Below are 19,122 nucleotides of genomic sequence, written 5' to 3' on the forward strand. Positions count from 1 at the left end.
TAATAGTGTTTTAGTCTTCGAGTCCTAACTCCAATCTGCTATGACCTTCATAAGCTATATCTGCGGCATCTCTAAGTTCTTGATCCGTCCATCCATAATAATCGTCCTCTTTTAAATATCTAAACTGACCATCCCAAATATAATTACCTTCATCGTCTAGAAGAACTGCACCTTCTTTAAACACGGCTCTTTCTATTTCAACAACATCCTTTTCTTCATCATAATAGCCTGTTTCATAAATTCCTCCATAATCAAGCATTTCTTCGATTTCCTTGTTATTCTCATCATCAAGCTCTTTATCGAAGTCTCTTACCAATACTATGCAGAGCTCATCATCCATGTCAATCGTGGAATATTTCATTGGAAGTATTAGTTTCCCTAATGGAGAACATATTCCAAATAATTTGCCATCTGAAACTACAAAAAGATATTTTATGGATTCTGATGTGATGTTAGTCTCTGGATTATAATTCCTTTCGTGCATAACAAATGCTTTAGTCATTTTATAAATCGGCTCCAAAAGGAATTCGCCATTTCTTAATATCCCCTTTTTTCCATCAGAATTAGTTATTTGAATGAATGTTCCATCGTTAATCAATTTCACCGAGTGCCCTCTTTTAAAAGGTATCCCTTGTAATACAAGTTTGTGATTTATGTAAAAATCAAATTTATTGTCATCCCCTAAGCCAACAACGCCTGCATAGTATACGCTATAATCATCTTTAATGGGTAACGATTTTATATAATCGTATTTGCATTCGATTATTTTCTTATATTTTCCTTTACTCCAATCAATACATGAGTAAACACCACATTTTTCTCTAAATAATTGAGACGGTGTATTTTCTGTTAAATCAATATACTCAGATGAAGCAACCCTTGTCTTAACGACTACCAGATTATGTTCTTCAAAACCAGCCATATCCCTAAAGGTAATGTCTGGAACAGAGAAATCTTCATCAGTTTTGTCATTATGGCGAGTCAAATTAGGAACATTGACATTATAATAGGCACTGGTGTCGTGTTCTTCCACAGATGATGAATTAGCTATCATTACAATAGTGTTACCTATTTCCTTTAGTAGCTCAATCTCACCTATTACATTAAATTCTCTAAGCAATTTGAAAGACGAATCGAAGATATGTCCTATCGTGTTCCTTATGGGGATATCCTCTTCATTGTAATCGCTACTCCAATAATAGCCATCTTCATCATAATATGAATTATCTTCCACTTGGTATCGTTCTATTGTGTAAAAGACAGCTATGTTCTTATATGTTTTTACATAATCCCAATAGATATTGTTTCCATTTACCAAACTTATTTCTTCGCCTTTAGATAGTTCATATACTAATCCTTCTGATGGAAAAAGGAGATAAGAAGTAGAATTTACCTCCCATATTTCAAAACCACTATAGCTTTCATACAAGATGTTGAACTCCTTATCGTAGACTATTATTTCATCGCCATCGTATACAACAATTTTGTCATTGTAGAAATATGTAAATACTTTAATGTGGTATATGTCTTTTTCTCTTGAAATAATTGTATCTTTAAGGGGTTTCTCTTTCCATCTTTCTTCCTCACTCATAAAAGAATCACCATACTCTTTCTTCTTATGGTATTTTATAGCAACATAGTTTTCTTCTTTTATAAATTCAAATTCATCTTTACAATAGCCAATGGGAAGCATGTACGACAACTCTGTATATTCGTCATTTTCCCACAAGAAATAGTATTCTCCGTCTTCAACTTTGTACTTCTTTGGACCTTTTTCAGTTGAAGGCTCACATAGATGATATCCGTTGTCATTTAAGCATAGGAGAATGTCACCATACAAATGGGTCCATCGTCTATAAGTATGTCCTCCTTCACTATCATCGACAGTATGGAACTTTTCTTCTTTTATATAAAACCAGATTCTATCATAGTCAACCGATAATGGAGCAAGATTCTTATATCCAAGTTCTTCAAGAATACCTTGCTGAACCTTCGCTAAACTGAAGGCCAATTTAACTCTTGATGCCACCCATTTCTCAAGTTTCTGGTCAATTGAATAATCGTATCTAATTGTATCGAAAAAATCTTCTGTCATATGTATTTTTTAATCAATTATAATAATGCTCAATCCATTTTTTATGTAATCACATGTCATGTGATATGCGTACTAAAGTAAAATCATATCAATATGGTTTTATCTTTCCTTACTAATGCAATTGCAAATTCCGCCAAATCTTCAAAATTGAAATCTTTAGAATTAAGAAAATCCTGAATAGTATCAGAACCAATTAAACTAATCATCATTTCTTTGTCATTAAACGTCTGATTTATTGATTGAATGAAAATGTCAGCTGTAGGAATACATTCATGCAGAACCCTTTTCATTTGTTCTGAGTCTGTGTTTGGCTTATTACTTAAGCACAAACCATGAACAAATTGTGACAGATAGCCTTGGAAATACTCTATTGATTTATTGTTGAAACCTATAACAGAATACATTTCTCCATATTTTAAACTTCTTGGGTTCTTCAATGATTCATATTTCCAATTAGAATTTTGAATTAAAAATTTGGCTGTTGCTTGATCTTGAGAATAGTAAATATGATTGCGCAGTTTCTCTTCAATCTGCTTTATTACATAGTCACAAGCATAATCCTCTTTATCTTTATACTCATATTCTTCCGAAATTGTAATAACGCTCTTCTTATATTCTCGCCATCCATCCAAGGCATATAAATAATGACGAAACAGCATATCGTTTTCATCTTCTCTTTGATAAACGAAGCTATAGGCTGTAACACTATCCAAAATTCCACGGAGCAAACATCTTGCAGACACTTCGTCTAATGTGCCCTTTGTTAATAGTTCTAAAGAATGAAACATCCGTACAATCTTCATTATTATAACAGTCTGATAGTGCTTTGTGTCTTCTATAGAACTACTTTGGGGATACTTTTCAGAAAGATACTCTCCAAAAAAATCCATCATTGCCAGATAAAACCGGAATATTGTATTATTTGCTTTTACCATGTTCAAATCTTATAGAGTCTTTTCTTCCACCCAAATATGATTGATTATTTCTGTTTCGTTTGGATGTATATATCCATCTGCCTCAGCCATTGAAACGAATAGAGATTGAACATATTGCTTTTTCTCTTCCAGCATTTCATTTATAACGGACTTAGCCTGAATATCATCCATGTTAGCCATATCTTCTATATCACTAATGGTTATACCTAGTTCAGCATAAACCTTATCCATATATTTTTCCTCCTTCGGATAAATTATACCATCAGCATTCATTATCTGTGAGAGAATGGTTACTATTGCGAATTTCTCGATTATTGTAAGTTGAATCATATCGTTTGTTCTTTAAAGAATTTGTCGTAAGTCTCGTTACCAATATTAATGATGTACAGATTTTCGCGAGCTCGCGTAATTGCAGTATACATCATTTCTGGCTCCATCGGTATATTGCAAGCGGTTTTGGCATTATACTCATCATCTAAAATAATTATCACACAAGGCGACTCCCATCCTTTGAAACTTTTGATAGTTGAGAGTTTCAAACATCGTTTGTCTGTAGTAAACAGTTGTTTCCTAGTACGACCTAATGCTTCATAGTCTCTATTGAACTTCCAATTGGCAGGTTGCTTATCGGTAACATTATGCAACTGTTTCAAATGTTCGAATTGTTCTGTAGAGACAAAGGTAATTTCTGTCTTTTCTCCTGTCTTTTCTCGATACTTAAAATCAATTATTTGCAGCAGTTTAGAATAGGATGCCAAAACAACAAAGTCCTTTGGACTATTGTTGCTATTTTTGATTATCTCTGTTAATTTCAATACCAGATTATCCATGGTGAATGCCCCTCTCATATTGTAATAAGTGACTATCTGAAAGTTCAGCGAATTATCAAAATCACTTGCTGCATTGATGGTGTCAACGGACTGCTTAGATAAGAACCTTGTCTGGAACGCTGTAGCTAAAGATGCAAGTCGAGGGTTGGTAAAACGCCGTCCTGTGCTCAGCTCTTTGTTCCATACACCACCAATAACACCCAATCGGATATCGCCATTACTATCTATGGGTCTGTGATAAACATTTTGCTTAGGATCACCAAACACAACAAACTCTCCATTAGGCAAAAGAAAGTTCTGCATAACGATTCTTAGCCATTCGGTAGTATAGTCTTGTACCTCGTCTACAAGGATAGCGGAATAACGCTTATGAACATTCACATCCTTAAAGAACGACTGATTATCATATGATCCGAACTCAACATGAAGTTTACATTCTGAGGCTCGTATCCTAAAAAATTGATGATAGGGATAAATATCTATTTTCTCCCATGAAAAATCCTCTCGCAGTTCGGAGAGCCTATATCTCAAGTAATTTGCTAATGTAATATTGAAAGTTAGTACAAGTACATCTCCACCCGTTCGTTTCATCGCATTTACAGCACGGGCAGCGAGAACATGAGTTTTACCAGATCCTGCAACTCCACTGATTTTCTGATGTGTATTTTGACTAACCACGAGTTTCTTTTGTGCTCCTTTTGGTTCAAATCCTGCTTTTCCTTCTTGATAAGAATGCCATGCAGGAGAAAGCATCTTTGCAATCTTACGTTTTACTACATCATCAAAATATGATGAGGTGTTAATAAGTCCTATTTGGGTATAAAGTCCTTGCGAGATGCTTTTCTTGGAGATAAACTCGCTTCCAAATAAATATGTGTAGTTAATATGCTCACCCGATAAACCAAAGAAATCTCTAACTTTATTGTTGTCATTAACTGTAAACACAACCGCTTTCTTGATTAAACCATAGTTTTTACTGCTTTCTATTGTACTCAACAGTAGTTCTTCAATTCCATCCTTAATACTGGTTTGGCACAAACTAATAAGTTCAATGGGTGACTGAAGTGTTTTTGTGACTACCTCATTTTCACCTAATACAGAAATCCCTTTGCCATCCTTGGGTAATTGGCATTTATTAAGATCCTCTTCAAACACATTTAGTAGAAGTAACCCTTTATTTGGACGAACAATAATAAAATCAACTGCCACTTCATTAATAACAGGATCAACATATAGGATATCATCTACTGACAATATACTCTGAAGACGATATGCAACTCTTGCTTTCTCTCGAGACATCACCTTGTTTTGCCATTGTAGCTGCATGTCATAATCATTGAACACATCCTCTCCACTGTCATGATACAATGACAATCTGCTCAAGTCTAATGATGCCCCATTATAAGCGAAACAACGCGTCATGCAGGTATAGGGATGACCTGTTCTTTGAGTTCGTCCATATCTCACGCTATCAATATGGCTAAAATATTCTTGTTCACCAAATACTGAACAAAACTGTTCAATTCTGTAAGCGGCACTGTTCTTGGGTCCCATACATAGAATGAAATGATTACCATGAGAAGAAGCTACCATGCGTGCCACTTCTGCCAAATCTATAGCCTTGACATCAAGAATATTTGAGAAAACATGAATGACTTTGCTGTATCTATAGCCAATAGAAGTCACTACTTCACCTGTCACTTCTACTGTGGCAGGCATGAATTTGTTAATTGCATTTATTTCTATGTTATTGTCAACCATCTTAGAAATATTGCACAACGCTCGTTGGATGGCATTTGGTGATGGTTCAACAAGTGTGATCCTTTTTACCCACTTCAACAAGTCACGCTGTTGTAATACTTCTATTAACGTTGTGGAGCCAATACCTTGTCCACAACCCCAATCGACAATTTCTATAGAGCCAACCAACTTATTAAAAGGGAAATTCATAATTGCTGCACGTAACTTACCAACATGCATTTCCCCATAAGCAGACATATAGCAATTAAGAGCTTCTTCACTAGCCAATAGTCCAATACCATGTACCAACTCTGGATGTTTCCATGGGTAAGATTTCCATTGTTCAGGTAATAATTCGTGGCATAGTTTAATAATGCTTGAAATATTTACATTCCTAATTCGATTAAGAGCAGTCTTATATGTATTAATATTATCAAAGGCAAGTTCATTGCCATTCTCGTCGATTTGTAGCCATCTGTTACCAAGTAATACGGGACAATAAAAAGGCTTAACTCTCTCATGGAAATCTAGATATTTCTCAGATTCCTGCTCTGACAATGTATAGGCATCCCAGAAATAGTGATGGAAGTAAATTGTATGGTTACAACAATGTATGTAAACTTGATCTTTAACTGCAATTCCTGCAAAATCATATTTACATGGAATCGTGTATTCGAACTTTTTATTTACGAAACCCCATTTGCCATTTTTGCATATTGGGCACAATTTGTACTCGTCAAAGTCCCATGAACACGATAGATATCCAGAATTCTCAAAGAACTCCCCCTTTCCAAAAGCTAAAATATCCGAGGTTAATGCGGAATGAAATTCTGTTGTACCATCCTCAAACAAAAATGCCCATCCATTATTTTGCTGAATGAATCGCTTTAATGGTTTCATATTACCTCCCTTTTATTGTTTCTCCAAATTGATTCTTTTTATGCTCTTTCCAGTTCCTTACTGCGATTTCCTTACTCGAATTCGCATAACAATACTCACACAAGTGGGGGCAAGTATTATATTCCCCAATATCTTTGCTTACTATACACCCGCAAAACTGCCGCTGGCCTTTGTCCCTATTATCGCCATGAGTGGCGTATGTGTTGTTGGGTAGAAGGATTGCATCTTCGGGCAAAGGTTCTGATTCGCCAAAGAGATTTGGTACAGGCATTGGGAATGTCTTGACATTAAGAAAGTCCATAAGTTTCTTGTCTTCGTATGTAAATCGGATAATAAGTGCATCGTCAATACAATGGTTGTGAACAATGCCATATCGCTGTAAGTCTACTTTCTCGCCACAAGTAGCAAGAGTATACCCCCATTTCTTATTCAGCTCAGCAAGTTTTTCTGCAAATTCCAGCATCTGCAGTTCAGTCCATTCATGATATGGGATATGACTCTTTTCAAGATTGGCCTTTACTTTCCGATAACTCAGAATGTCTGCATAACTGAATACAAGCTTCTCGGTATAGCCTTGTAATTGGTCTCCAATTCGTCCTATCTTGGAAAGTAATGCATCAATAGAGATATCGTCCGTCAGTAGCAACGGGTCAAAACGCCAGATTACCCGTCCCTTTCCTAATTTATCAACTAGTAGCTTAAACGTGTCTACGCGTTCAGAAAGTTTCGGCACGCCACGCTCTAAACCTTCCTTCTCATAATCATTAAGAGTATATTGAATATAGCAACCAATATTACGCTCTTTCAGATAATCAAGATGCTGTAAAAGTGGTCTTGGATTCTTTGACCAAAATACGATGAAGCGAGTGTCTTGATATGACACATAACTCTTAACCCCATTAAAGGGATTAGTCCAAGCAGAATAGCCAACCTTCAAACGGTGGAAGAACCAGTCAGCATAGAAAGCCGGGATATCCGTACTCCTACTTGCAGAGACTATAATGGGAGCCTGAGCTTTAACAGTCTCTCCGTTTTCTCGTTTTATTTGGATTGGTTGCCATTGAGCCATATATCTTACGTTTTAGGTGTCCTTGTTCCGTATTGCCAATTTTTGACCACAAAGATACGATTTTTTTTCTAATGAGATGCACAATTACTAAAAAAGTGATTTCCACAAGCCTTGTGAAAGTCTTTTTATTTGGATAAATCGAGGTAATTGCCTACTTTTGCAAAAAAGAATAGAAACCCATGGCTACACATGAACAAATTGAAGCACTGAAGATTGACGAGAACGTCTTCGAATTGACTGAGGACACGGAGCTGGAGTAAAAGTTTAACTGTCAAATGCGGGTTAAACGGGTTACGATTTAGAGACTTAACTCTTGCACCAATCCGCATCAAGTTGCCTTTTCCCTTCGTCCTTTGATCCCCCATTATTCCCCGTCTTGCCTTTTATTTACGGTCATTCTGCGTTAATTCTCCAAAATCGCTTTTTAAAGTCAACCTTTTTTCGTAACTTTGCCTTCAGAGATGGCGAAGTTACTCCGTCTCGGCATAAAAAAGATTAAAATCTTTTGTTCTGCTCTCAACTTTTTGTAACTTTGCATCTGTAAAACCAAAACTATCATCAACTATGCCAAGAAAGAAAGACGGAATGCCCTTTGAGATTCATCCCTCCCCAATGAAAGGGAAGGACGGTAAAAACCTGTTGTATGTCCGTCCACGTAGTGGACAGAAAGTAACGATGAGACAGTTGGACGACTATTGTGCCCAGCACTACGCCCTGCGTCCCGGAGAACTCACCCGCTCGTTCAATGCCTTCATCCAGGCGACGGGCTATTACCTTGCCGAAGGCTATCGGCTGGAGACCCTTATCGGTTCGTTTGCCCCGAAGATCGGACTGCGCCGTGAGATTACTGACGCAAAGGATGTCAAAAACTATGATGTCCGTTTCGAGGGCATCGAGTATAAGTCGGTGAAATCGTTCGAGGAGAGTGTGCGCTACTGGCTTCATGGTTTCCGCCGTGCCAACAATCCCGACACCCAGGAGCTACTTGCCGACACGAAGTATATCGACCGTGCCCTCCAGCGGAGCCTCCAAGGTTTCGGCTACACCACCGTCCGCCGTTTCGCCCTATTCGCCAACCTCACCAAATACTCCGCCCGCAAACAGTTGGAGGCATGGTGCCAGGGCGACACTCCCCGTCTCCTGAAGACCAAGCAAGGTCAACAGTTCATTTATACGGAAGTGTGAAAGTTCGCCCCAGGCTTTGGATTAGTACGAGTGAACCCTGCTATCCCTGCTACAATGTTGCTGAAATGCTGATGTACAAAGGGCGGAGCCTGTAGCACGATGGGAATTTATCCTGCTACAATGGTGCTACAATCCTGCTACAACCCTACAACCAAACAGCGACTGTTTTTGAGTGGATTGAAAACGGCTATAGGCGTTCAGTTGTTTGGCTGGAGCCGTTCAGTCGTTTGGCTATAGCCGAACGGTTGAAAGGATGCTTCTAATTCCCTCGAAGGTAGGCACTAATACCCCATTACCAGTAACCTGCAACCCTTATGCAAGGCATCTTCGTCTTCAATCGGAGACATCTAATACAATATTCGAAACGATTCTTTGGTCGTTTCGTTTATTTTTTGTACCTTTGCATCACAACCATAGCTTGTTATCATAGCTGGCTATTATCAATAACTACAATGAGAATTTCAAAGATTAAGACCAAAGTCGGTGAACTTTGTACACCAGTGAGTACGGAATTGAGCGCCGTAGTAGAACGTATGCGCTCGGGTAATAACAAGGAAGCGGCAGAACGGATAGCGACCAGTGCCCGCTTGTCGAGACTGATGGAGGAAGAAGGGAGTCCCCACTACTACCTGACGGACAAGGACCGCCTGCCCTACCTCATCTTCTCGGCAACGTTCGGCAAGGACGGTCTCGACCATCCGAAGGACTTCACCAACCTGCTCCTGCTTGATGTCAACTGTGAGAAGGGCTTGTCACAGGTGGCGATGATGAGACGCAGGGTGGCACAGGTGCCCTATACGTTGCTTGCCTTCGCAGGGGTGAGTGGCGTGACCTTGAAAGTGGTGGTGCGCTGCCAAGCACCTGAGGAACAGCCAAAACATGACAAGGAGAGCTATCTCGCCTACCTGACCGATGCGCAGAACAGTGCCGTGCGCCTGTATAGTGCCCTGACAGGTTGTGAGGTGTTCGTCAAGGAGCAATCCTTGAAGGTTGGTTGCCGCATGAGTCATGACCCACAACTCTATTACCAGCCAGAGGCACTACCGCTTCCCGTCGTCCGTGAGGAGCAGGATGTCCTGAAAGCCTATGAGGACACCCATTCGGATGACGAGGGGAATGTACTGCCACCTCCCTCGCTGGAGGTACGTGAGCAGGCACAGTTGGAGTACCATACCTGTCTGTCGAAGGCTTTGGAGGAGGCAGGTGATAACGTGGAACATTGTGTACAGCAACTCGCCGACTACTGTGCGAAGGCACATCTGGGCGAAGAAGACAGTGTGGAGCGCACCCGTTGGCAGAGTCGTTTCCGCACGCTCTCCGAGGATGTCATCCGCAAGATCTTCCGTAATGCCTACAGGAAACCGCAAAGTGAGAAACCCCTCTCGCAGATGAACGAGAAGGAGCGTATCATGCGTTCTATCGTGGAGTTCTTCGACCGTCGCTACCAACTACGCTATAACGTGGTGAAACAGGTGACTGAATACCGTCCTAACGACCTGACCTATAAAGAGTGGAGACCATTGACAGACAGAGAATTGACGACATCAAGATGGAGAATGCCGAGCAGGTGGAGCGTGTCTTAGGTCGTATGTGGCTGGTGTGCATCGACGAGTATAACGCCAAGACAGAGCGGGAGCAAGCGAAGATCAAACGACTGTTGACAGAGAAGGACGTGCAGGCAAGGAAGATGCGCTCCGACCAGTACACGATGATACCCCGCCTTTGCTCATTCATCGCCACCACTAACGACAGCACACCCTTGCCCAGTGGGGACGGCAGTCGTCGCTACCTGTGCGTGGAGGTGACAGGAGAGATTGACATGACAGCCCCCATACCCTATAAACAGATGTATGCGCAGGCGATGACAGAGTTGCGTCAGAAGGGTTGCGTCTACTGGTTTACCAGTGAGGACGAGCAGGAGATTCAGGAGCATAACATGCCTTATCAGCAACTATCGTCCCCAGAACTGATCTTACAGAGTCTGTTTGAGCCGACGAACCAGCATAGTAAGAAGTATTTCTGGACTGTCACGGATATCCAGAAAGAGATTTCCAAACACTTGAAGGCAAGCGATGTACCTAACCTGAAATCGTTGGGAACAGCTATCAAGCGGCTCAACTTCCCCAAAGGAGGAATCAGTGGTATTCGCGGCTATTATATGACTCTCAGGAAATAAATAGATGGGTGGAATGCTGTAGCAGGATTGTAGCACCATTGTAGCAGGATAAATCCCCATCCTGCTACAGCCTCCACCCTTTATTTATCGACATTTCAACCACATTGTAGCAGGGATAGCAGGATTTTAGGAATTTTTAGGCATATAAAAATGTGGGATTTTGAAATATAATGTCTATCTTTGCAAGCGGAACTAAAATTCTTATATACAAAAACTATGCAAGCGACCAGTATCAAGAAGCGCGTCATCGGTGTAGACATCGGTAATGCCGTGACTTCCTATGCGATTGTTGACGTTCGTGGCAACGTGATTGCCCACGACCAGTTCGCCACCCCCGACTATCCCGACATCAACAGGTATGTTGAGAAGTTGACGGAGAGCATTGTGGAGATCGCAGAGGCTAACGGCGGCTACGAGGCTATCCGCTCAGTAGGTATCAGTTGTCCGAGTGCCTCCCATACCTCCGGCTGCATCGAGAATGCCGCCAACCTCCCATGGAAAGGTATCATACCCTTGGCTGCCATGCTCCGCGACCGACTGGGAATCGCTGTCGCCTTAGGGAACGATGCCCATAACACAGCACTGGGTGAGAAGATGTACGGCTCTGCGCATGGTATGAAGAACTTCATCGTGCTGAACCTCGGTGTCGGACTGGGCAGTTGTTTCTTCTCCGAAGGACACGAGCATCAAGGAGCCCAAGGCTATGCCGGTGAGATTGGACATACCTGTCTGAAGGACGACGGCAGACCCTGTCCCTGCGGACTCAAAGGATGTCTGGAGACTTACGTTGCCGCTGCGGGTATCGTCCAGACAGCGAAAGAGTTGCTTGCGGAGAGTGATACCCCCTCGAAGATGCGTGACATAGAGCATTTGGATGCCAAGACCATCTCCGCCTTATGTGATGAGGGTGACGAACTTGCCATAGAGGTATACCGCCGCACCGGCTATCTGTTCGGTATCGGACTTGCCACCTATGCCTCTATTGTCAACCCTGAGGCAATCATCATTACGGGAGGTGTCTCCCATGCCGGCAAATGGTTGCTAGAGCCTACCCAGGAGTCATTCGAGAACCATGTCTTCCGTAATATGCGGGGCAAAGTGTTGGTGACCCTCTCAGAACTGAACGACCAGGAGCGTGATGTCTTAGGAGCCAGTGCCCTTGCCTGGGAGGTACAAGAGTATTCTTTGTTCAAATAATATATAAATAGGTAAGACCTGGAAACCACAATAAAGGCAATGGACTAATAAGTGCCGATTTTACAGATGTCATCCTCAAAAGTGTCCTTCGATACGGCACGTGCTTTCATTTTCGACCGATAGGTATAGATCGTGGTGATGCTGGAGCGCAGGATGTCCGCGATCCGCTGATTGTCAGTGATACCCAGTCGGATGAGGGCAAGGATCCGCAGTTCTGTGCTGAGTTTCTTGGCGTCATCAGGTTTCTCAAAGCGATTCTCCTCCGTCATCAGTTTATTTACCTCGTCTATGAAGTTCGGATAGATATTCAGAAATGCCGTATCGAAGTTCTGGTGGAACAGGCGGACACCCTCATTGATAGTGGTGTAATTCTTCAACTCAGCATAGAGATCCTCCAACTTACGGTCACGAGCCAGTCGGTTGAGCAATTTATTACGCTCCTCTCCACGATGCACCAAGTCACTGCATAGTTGCAGGAAACGTCCGATATACTCTTCTTTGATGAGGTTATCCTCCTTCATCTGTCCGTTCAATGTTTGTATCTCCTCGTTATGGTGAGAAAGTTCCTCATTCATCAGGCTGATTTTACGGGAGGCGATACGCCGTTTCCGAAGCAAGGATAACGTGAAAAGCATCAGTGCTAAAAGCAATAATGCCGAAACGGAGACTGCCAGCAATAAGATGTTGGTTCGCCGCTGAGTCTGATTACGCGCCAAGTCATAGGCATTGGTGATGACTGGTGCCAGACGAGCCACCTGCAAACTACGTAATCCGCTGCCATACGCTTTAGCGTCACCACTGGCACGTGAAAGATAAATGTAGGCTTTCTCCAATTCACCCCTATCTAACAAAAATAGAGACAACTCACGGAAAGAGATATTCTCCAGGATCGCCCCCTGGACATCACTGATGGCACTGAGCAGAAGATAACGTTCCTGCATCTGCTGATCACCTTTACGCATATAGAAAAAGGCAAGGGTACTGGCGACAATGGAGTAACGGCGGTCACCAGACTGGAAGGTAGGCAGGTAACGCTCAAACATACGGATTGCCCCATCAATATCACCTGTCTCACAGATGTATCCAGCATAATTGGTAATATAGGCGAACGACTCTTTGGGAGCGACCTGCATCACTTTCTGACGGTAATACTGGGCACTATCAATATATTCACTGAAAAAGGGTGAGTACTGCGCCATCTCCGAACGGTAGAGATTAATTTCCACACGCTGGTTGTAATAGTCTACAAGGTCAGTGTCAGAAAGTCGCTCGGGGTGGATGGTCGTCAAGATTCTCTCAGCCTTGTTAAAGAGTCCACTGACAGACAGGATGTGTGAAAGTCTGATCAAACTGGCAGCATACTGTTCTTGTGGAACTCCTTCTTGTTCGGCAAGTGAAATATTCTTCCTTATATAATAATAGGCAGAGTCGAAACGGAAGGCAACATACTCATCGTACAGACGCATATTGAACTCATAACGCTGGGAGGAGGAGAGATGGATGCCCTGTAATCCGTTACCGAGTGACTCGATATGACGTTCCTTGGCTGTCATGATCTCATCGGAGAATGCGATAAGACTGTCAAGCGTTTGATATAGTTGGGGTATATTGGGAGTTGAGTGTACTTTCGGTACACAACAGACCACCAGCAATAAAAGGAAGAGACGCTTCATCATAAGTCAACAGAGTTTTGGGGTTTTATGTTTCGCCAACAAAGATAAGTCTTTTTAGGATAAGCTCCAAATGATTCTGTAGGAAAATAGCCAAATATGAATTGAAAAACTTTAGATTATACAAACTACTAATTTTCGCAACATTCTTATTGTCAGACAGATACATTTTGAGGCACTTTGATTTTTATTTGTTGTGCTTGGAAACTGATAGCATAAGTTCTAATTTTGCCGTCGAATGCCAAAACATGATAAATACTAAAATTATGAATAGGAACTTTTTAAGGTTAGTAGTTTGTTTTAGTTTAATGACTGTCTTCACCGCGTTGGGTAACGCAGCGAAGCATGTGACTTCACCCGACGGTCGGATTTCGTTGACCGTCGGACTGAAGTCGGGCAAACCCTACTACACAGTCAATTATAACCAAACCCCTATTATCGCCCCGTCACATCTCGGTTTCCAACTTGACAAGGGAACACTGGGTGAGAATATGAGAATAACGGACGAGCATACCGACTCAAAGGACGAGACATGGCAGCAGCCATGGGGTGAGGACGAGACCATCCGTAACCATTATAACGAACTCACGGTTGACTTACAGGAGAAAACAGGAGCGAAGATGCGGATGAGTGTTATCTTCCGTGTGTTCAACGACGGAATAGGATTCAGATATGTGATTCATACTAATAATAATGAGAAATATTGTATTCTAGAGGAGTTGACCGAAATGACCTTGGCACACGATGCCAAGGCTTGGTCGATCCCCACCAACCGCACCGAGTATTTCGAGGGTATCTATACCTCTGACCTACTGAGCAAGAAGGATACGGTATGCACCCCATTGACCATTGAGTATGACAAGGATATTTATCTCGCTCTTCATGAGGCGGCATTAGAGGACTATGCCAGCATCAACCTGACACCACGAAACAACAGCGACGGCAGTGTACGCCTGCTGACGGCACTGACTCCTTGGCAAAACGGAGTAAAAGTCTATTGCGAGGGAACGAAGAAAACTCCTTGGCGCACTATTATAATAGGTACACGCGCAGGAGATTTGATAACTTCCCGTCTGATGCTGAACCTCAACGAGCCTTCTAAGATAGAGAACACATCATGGATAGAGCCAGGACGCTATATCGGCATCTGGTGGAGCATCCACAAGAAGCAGAACACCTGGGAGATGGGACCCACTCACGGAGCAACCACACAAAACGTCAAAAGATATATCGATTTCGCCGCCCGTCACGGATTCAGTGGCGTGCTGGCTGAAGGCTGGAACCCTGGCTGGGGCAAGGGTGAGCAAATCAGTTACCTGAAGGCTTATCCCGACTTCGACATTGAGGAGGTTTGCCGTTATGCCCTCTCGAAAGGAGTCCGTTTTATCGGACATACTGAGACATGGGGTAATACAAGACTTTTGGAGGAACAGATGGACGAGGCGTTCGCCTGGTACAATCGTCTGGGCATCCGTGCCGTGAAGACAGGTTATGTAGGACACTACTTCGACGGTAAGGAACTTGCCAAGTCGCAATACGGCATCCGCCACTATCGCAAGGTAATAGAGTGTGCCGCCAAGCACCAGATTATGATTGACAACCATGAGCCCGCCATGCCTACCGGTATCCAGCGTACCCTTCCCAACTTGATGACTCAGGAGGGTGTTCGTGGACAGGAATACAATGCCTGGGATGTTAGAGGCGGTAATCCACCTGCCCATACCGTTACCTTGCCATTCACCCGCTGTCTCGCAGGACCTACCGACTTCACCCCTGCCATCTTCAATTTCTCGGAAGTGGTGAAGGGTACCCATCCTCACTCCACCCTTGCCAAGCAACTCGGTGAGTTCGTGGTCATCTACAGTCCGTTGCAGATGGCTGCCGACGCTATCGAGAACTACGAGGGACAACCGGGACTGACCTTTATTGAGAGTTGCCCAACTACCTGGAGCCAGACTCTGGTACCAAATGGTGAGATTGGCAAATATGTCACTGTGGCACGTAAAGAAAGGCTACGGGTAGGCGACGGCACGTCGGGAATGCGTGATGGTGACCGATGGTTCGTAGGCAGTATCACCAATGAGGAGGCACGCCAGATCGACCTTTCCCTTGACTTCCTTGACAAAGGGATGACATACCACGCCGTCATCTATGAGGACGGACCGGATGCCGACTACGAGAAGAACCCCTACCCTATGACCATCCGTCAGGAGGAAGTGACGAGCGAGAGCATATTGCACCTGAGCCTTGCCCGTAGCGGTGGTGCGGCGATTAGGATTGAAGGATTGAAATCTATATACAAATAACTATATTTATTTAACTTAAAACAACAACAAAATGAAAAGAACATTTGAGCATTCCCGTCAAACGGGAAACGGCGTAAGCCTAAGGGCAATCCTACTGATGCTCGCAATGGTATTTTTTGCCTTGGATGTTTCGGCACAGACCACCATTAATGGTCATGTGAAGGATGACACAGGTGAAGGCATCATCGGAGCCAGTGTGATGGTCAAAGGTACGACAAACGGAACCGTCACTGACTTTGATGGTAATTTCCAACTGAAGTGTGAGACTGGTGCCACTCTGGTCATCACTTACATCGGCTTCGTGCCGCAGGAAGTGAAGGCGAAGAACAATTTGGACATCACTTTAAGAGAAGATGTCGCTCAGTTGAACGAAGTCGTAGTCGTTGGTTACGGCTCACTTGCCAAGAAAGAGATTTCAAGCTCAGTGGTACAGATCAACAAAGACCAGTTCAACCAAGGTGCTGCCAGTGACCCGATGGCACTGATTGCCGGTAAGGTAACCGGACTGAACGTCGCTGCTACTGCCGATGCCAACCCGAATGCGATGACCGATATCCAGGTACGTGGTGCTGGTTCTCTGACAGCAAGCAACGGCCCGCTGATTGTCATCGACGGTATTGCCGGTGGCGACCTGCGTAACATTGCCACTCAGGATGTCGAGAGCATCACCGTACTGAAGGATGCCGGCTCTGCTGCTATCTATGGTACCCGTGGTGCCAACGGTGTTATCCTGGTAACCACAAAGAAAGGTTCTGGCACGGCTGGTGTGACGAATGTTACCTACGACAGCTATATCGCCCTGAACTTCGCCAAGCCAAAACCAGACATCCTGTCCCCTGACGAGTTCCGTCGCTCACGCCGTGCCACTGACTATGGCGCTAGCACTGACTGGTGGGACGAGATAACCCGCTCGACCAGTTACAGTCTGAACCAGTACATCTCAATTGACAGTTCTACGAAGAACGGCTATTTTGGAGCCTCACTGAACTACAAAAGCGGTAACGGTCTAGACATCGTTTCCAAGCGTGAAGAGTATGGTGGACGCTTTGTCATGGAGCAACGCGTACTGCAAAACTACCTGCAGTTCAATGCGTCAGTCTCTGCTCGTAAAGTGCATGAGGACTGGGGCAATGATGGCCTGTTTGACACAGCACTGACCATGAACCCCACCATCCCTGTGAAAGGAGCCAACGGTAACTACTATCAGCCCAGTTCACCTTCAGGAATCCACAATCCTGTCAACGACCTGCTGAACAACGTCAACGAGGGTGACCGTACCTATATCTTAGGTAATGCCGACGTAAAGGTGAACATCTTACAGCAGGAGATGCATAACCTGAGCACCTCACTGAGTTATGCACTTCAGTATAACGACCTGAAATCGAACTTCTACACACCGACGACATCCAGTGAGAGTTACTGGACAGGCTTCGAAGGTCGTGCCAACGTCAACTACCAGAAGTGGTGGACCAACCGTTTAGAGTGGCTCATCAATTACACGTTGACACTAAAGAAGCACCAACTGAAGGCTGTTCTTGGTTATTCCTGGGAACGCTCAAAATGGGAGCAGAGTGGTAATGAGAACATGAACTTCGTCTATGACTCCATGTCTTGGTATGGTATCGGCAACGGTACGGCTCTAAAAGACGGTAAGGCTAATCTCTGGGGCGGCTCATCTGAATCGACACTGATTGGTTTCTTCGGTCGACTGAATTACAACTATAACGATATGCTATATGCCTCAGCATCACTGCGGCACGAGGGTTCCACCAAGTTCGGTAAGAACAAAAAATGGGGAACCTTCCCTTCTATCTCATTGGCATGGGAAGTAACCAGTACACCTGGGTTGAAGGACACCTTCAAAATGTTCCAGAGTTTGAAGCCTCGCATCTCCTATGGTGTAACAGGTCGTTCGGATTTCGATGCTTATAAGTCACTCTCGACCTATAGCAGTTACAGTTCTTATTATTTGAACAACCAGTGGGTAATCGGATATGCACCCTCATTGAACGCCAATCCTGACTTGGCATGGGAGAAATCGACAGCCTTCAACGTTGGTATTGATTTCGTTACATTGAACAGTCACTTGCGCGGTAGCATTGAGTATTTCGATCGCCGCTCTAAGGACCTGCTTTATAACTACACAGCTCCACAGCCTCCATTCATCTATGACAATATCTTGGTGAATGTTGGTACGACCAAGAACACTGGTCTTGAAATTTCACTCGACTACGACGTTCTCTCAAAGACTGCCGTGAAGTGGACCACCGGTGTCAACTGGAGTACAGGTACAACCAAGCTGACCAAGCTGTCAAGTGATGTCTATAAGGCAGCTTATCTGGATCTCTACCAGAAACCAGGTCTGGGCACCTCTGAATATTTCTTCCGTGTAGAGGAAGGTGGAAAGATTGGTCAGTTCTATGGCTATGAGCATGCGGGTATTGACGAAACTGGTCAGTTGCTGATCTACGATAATGAGGGAGAGGCAAGACCAGTGGCTCAGGCAGATCCCGCTTGGAAGCGCAACATCGGCAACGGTGCCCCGAAACACTTCTTGTCGTGGAGCAACTCTTTCCGCTACAAGAACTTCGACCTGAGCATGCTATTCCGCAGTGCCTTAGGGTATAAGATATTCAATATGCGCAAATATGGTATGGGACTGAAAGGATGTGGTACCGACAACGTACTGCGCACTGCCTATACCGACTATAATAATATCACCTCTGGTGGTGGTGTTATTAGCAGTTACTTCCTGGAGAACGGCAACTACTTTAAACTCGACAACGTGACAGTGGGTTACACCTTCACACCAAAGAAGCGTGAACTGATTGAGAGTCTGCGTGTCTATCTGACAGCAAAGAATCTCTTCACGCTGACAGCCTACGAAGGGAATGACCCTTCTATCGTTACCTCCAATGGTATTACCCCAGGTATCGACACAAATAGCGCCTATCCACAGGCTACGCAGGTAAGTCTCGGTGTAACGCTGAGATTCCACTAATATATAATAGAAGAACTG

Annotated in this window: 12 protein-coding genes; 6 read left to right on the top strand and 6 right to left on the bottom strand. The window is 43.6% G+C overall.

Going from position 1 to position 19,122, the window contains the following annotated elements:
* Positions 1-10: 10 nt before the first annotated feature.
* The 5 genes from BM257_RS00790 to BM257_RS00810 form a co-directional block, all read right to left on the bottom strand.
* On the bottom strand, positions 11-2,095 hold the full coding sequence (locus BM257_RS00790; protein WP_092067263.1) for a hypothetical protein: 2,085 nt from the start codon (positions 2,093-2,095) through the stop codon (positions 11-13).
* Positions 2,096-2,178: 83 nt separating this feature from the next.
* A complete protein-coding gene (locus tag BM257_RS00795) occupies positions 2,179-3,030 on the bottom strand; it encodes a hypothetical protein (protein WP_092067265.1) in 852 nt (283 codons plus the stop codon).
* 9 nt (positions 3,031-3,039) lie between these two features.
* On the bottom strand, positions 3,040-3,360 hold the full coding sequence (locus tag BM257_RS00800; RefSeq protein WP_092067267.1) for a tellurite resistance TerB family protein: 321 nt from the start codon (positions 3,358-3,360) through the stop codon (positions 3,040-3,042).
* Entirely contained in the window at positions 3,357-6,500 is a 3,144-nt protein-coding gene (locus tag BM257_RS00805) for a UvrD-helicase domain-containing protein (RefSeq protein ID WP_092067269.1), read from the bottom strand. Before BM257_RS00805 ends, BM257_RS00800 begins: the two co-directional genes overlap by 4 nt.
* 1 nt (position 6,501) lies before the next feature.
* Positions 6,502-7,569: a DUF1848 domain-containing protein gene (locus BM257_RS00810; protein ID WP_092067271.1), complete on the bottom strand. Its 1,068-nt coding sequence runs from the start codon at positions 7,567-7,569 to the stop codon at positions 6,502-6,504.
* Positions 7,570-8,133: 564 nt separating this feature from the next.
* Between BM257_RS00810 and BM257_RS00815 the strand changes: the two genes are divergently transcribed.
* The 4 genes from BM257_RS00815 to BM257_RS00830 all read left to right on the top strand — a co-directional run bounded on the left by BM257_RS00815 (position 8,134) and on the right by BM257_RS00830 (position 12,127).
* Entirely contained in the window at positions 8,134-8,754 is a 621-nt protein-coding gene (locus BM257_RS00815; RefSeq protein ID WP_092067274.1) for an HU family DNA-binding protein, read from the top strand.
* Positions 8,755-9,206: 452 nt separating this feature from the next.
* Positions 9,207-10,337: a BT4734/BF3469 family protein gene (locus BM257_RS00820; RefSeq protein WP_177215962.1), complete on the top strand. Its 1,131-nt coding sequence runs from the start codon at positions 9,207-9,209 to the stop codon at positions 10,335-10,337.
* A complete protein-coding gene (locus tag BM257_RS00825; RefSeq protein ID WP_143096694.1) occupies positions 10,265-10,930 on the top strand; it encodes a VapE domain-containing protein in 666 nt (221 codons plus the stop codon). Before BM257_RS00820 ends, BM257_RS00825 begins: the two co-directional genes overlap by 73 nt.
* Before the next feature lie 216 nt (positions 10,931-11,146).
* Positions 11,147-12,127 carry an ROK family protein gene (locus BM257_RS00830; protein WP_092067280.1) on the top strand — a complete coding sequence of 327 codons (981 nt, stop codon included), beginning with the start codon at positions 11,147-11,149 and terminating at the stop codon, positions 12,125-12,127.
* A 44-nt stretch (positions 12,128-12,171) separates the two neighbouring features.
* Here the strand turns inward: BM257_RS00830 and BM257_RS00835 are convergent, their stop codons facing one another.
* Entirely contained in the window at positions 12,172-13,803 is a 1,632-nt protein-coding gene (locus BM257_RS00835) for a DUF6377 domain-containing protein (RefSeq protein ID WP_092067282.1), read from the bottom strand.
* Between the two features lie 260 nt (positions 13,804-14,063).
* On the opposite strand from BM257_RS00835, the gene BM257_RS00840 reads away from it, so the two are divergent.
* Both BM257_RS00840 and BM257_RS00845 read left to right on the top strand, forming a co-directional pair.
* Entirely contained in the window at positions 14,064-16,103 is a 2,040-nt protein-coding gene (locus BM257_RS00840; protein ID WP_092067284.1) for a glycoside hydrolase family 97 protein, read from the top strand.
* Between the two features lie 31 nt (positions 16,104-16,134).
* Positions 16,135-19,104 (top strand): SusC/RagA family TonB-linked outer membrane protein, encoded by a 2,970-nt coding sequence (locus tag BM257_RS00845; RefSeq protein WP_092067286.1) that lies wholly within the window; start codon positions 16,135-16,137, stop codon positions 19,102-19,104.
* Positions 19,105-19,122 lie beyond the last annotated feature (18 nt).

The organism is Prevotella sp. tf2-5, assembly GCF_900115435.1.
In the GTDB taxonomy this organism is placed as follows: Bacteria; Bacteroidota; Bacteroidia; order Bacteroidales; family Bacteroidaceae; genus Prevotella.

What these genes read in the sequence shown, in the direction of transcription:
- BM257_RS00815 (WP_092067274.1), top strand. Translation starts at nt 8,134, where the DNA reads ATGCCAAGAAAGAAAGACGGAATGCCCTTTGAGATTCATCCCTCCCCA.
- BM257_RS00820 (WP_177215962.1), top strand. Translation starts at nt 9,207, where the DNA reads ATGAGAATTTCAAAGATTAAGACCAAAGTCGGTGAACTTTGTACACCA.
- BM257_RS00790 (WP_092067263.1), bottom strand. Translation starts at nt 2,095, where the DNA reads ATGACAGAAGATTTTTTCGATACAATTAGATACGATTATTCAATTGAC.
- BM257_RS00840 (WP_092067284.1), top strand. Translation starts at nt 14,064, where the DNA reads ATGAATAGGAACTTTTTAAGGTTAGTAGTTTGTTTTAGTTTAATGACT.
- BM257_RS00805 (WP_092067269.1), bottom strand. Translation starts at nt 6,500, where the DNA reads ATGAAACCATTAAAGCGATTCATTCAGCAAAATAATGGATGGGCATTT.
- BM257_RS00845 (WP_092067286.1), top strand. Translation starts at nt 16,135, where the DNA reads ATGAAAAGAACATTTGAGCATTCCCGTCAAACGGGAAACGGCGTAAGC.
- BM257_RS00830 (WP_092067280.1), top strand. Translation starts at nt 11,147, where the DNA reads ATGCAAGCGACCAGTATCAAGAAGCGCGTCATCGGTGTAGACATCGGT.
- BM257_RS00795 (WP_092067265.1), bottom strand. Translation starts at nt 3,030, where the DNA reads ATGGTAAAAGCAAATAATACAATATTCCGGTTTTATCTGGCAATGATG.
- BM257_RS00810 (WP_092067271.1), bottom strand. Translation starts at nt 7,569, where the DNA reads ATGGCTCAATGGCAACCAATCCAAATAAAACGAGAAAACGGAGAGACT.
- BM257_RS00835 (WP_092067282.1), bottom strand. Translation starts at nt 13,803, where the DNA reads ATGATGAAGCGTCTCTTCCTTTTATTGCTGGTGGTCTGTTGTGTACCG.
- BM257_RS00800 (WP_092067267.1), bottom strand. Translation starts at nt 3,360, where the DNA reads ATGATTCAACTTACAATAATCGAGAAATTCGCAATAGTAACCATTCTC.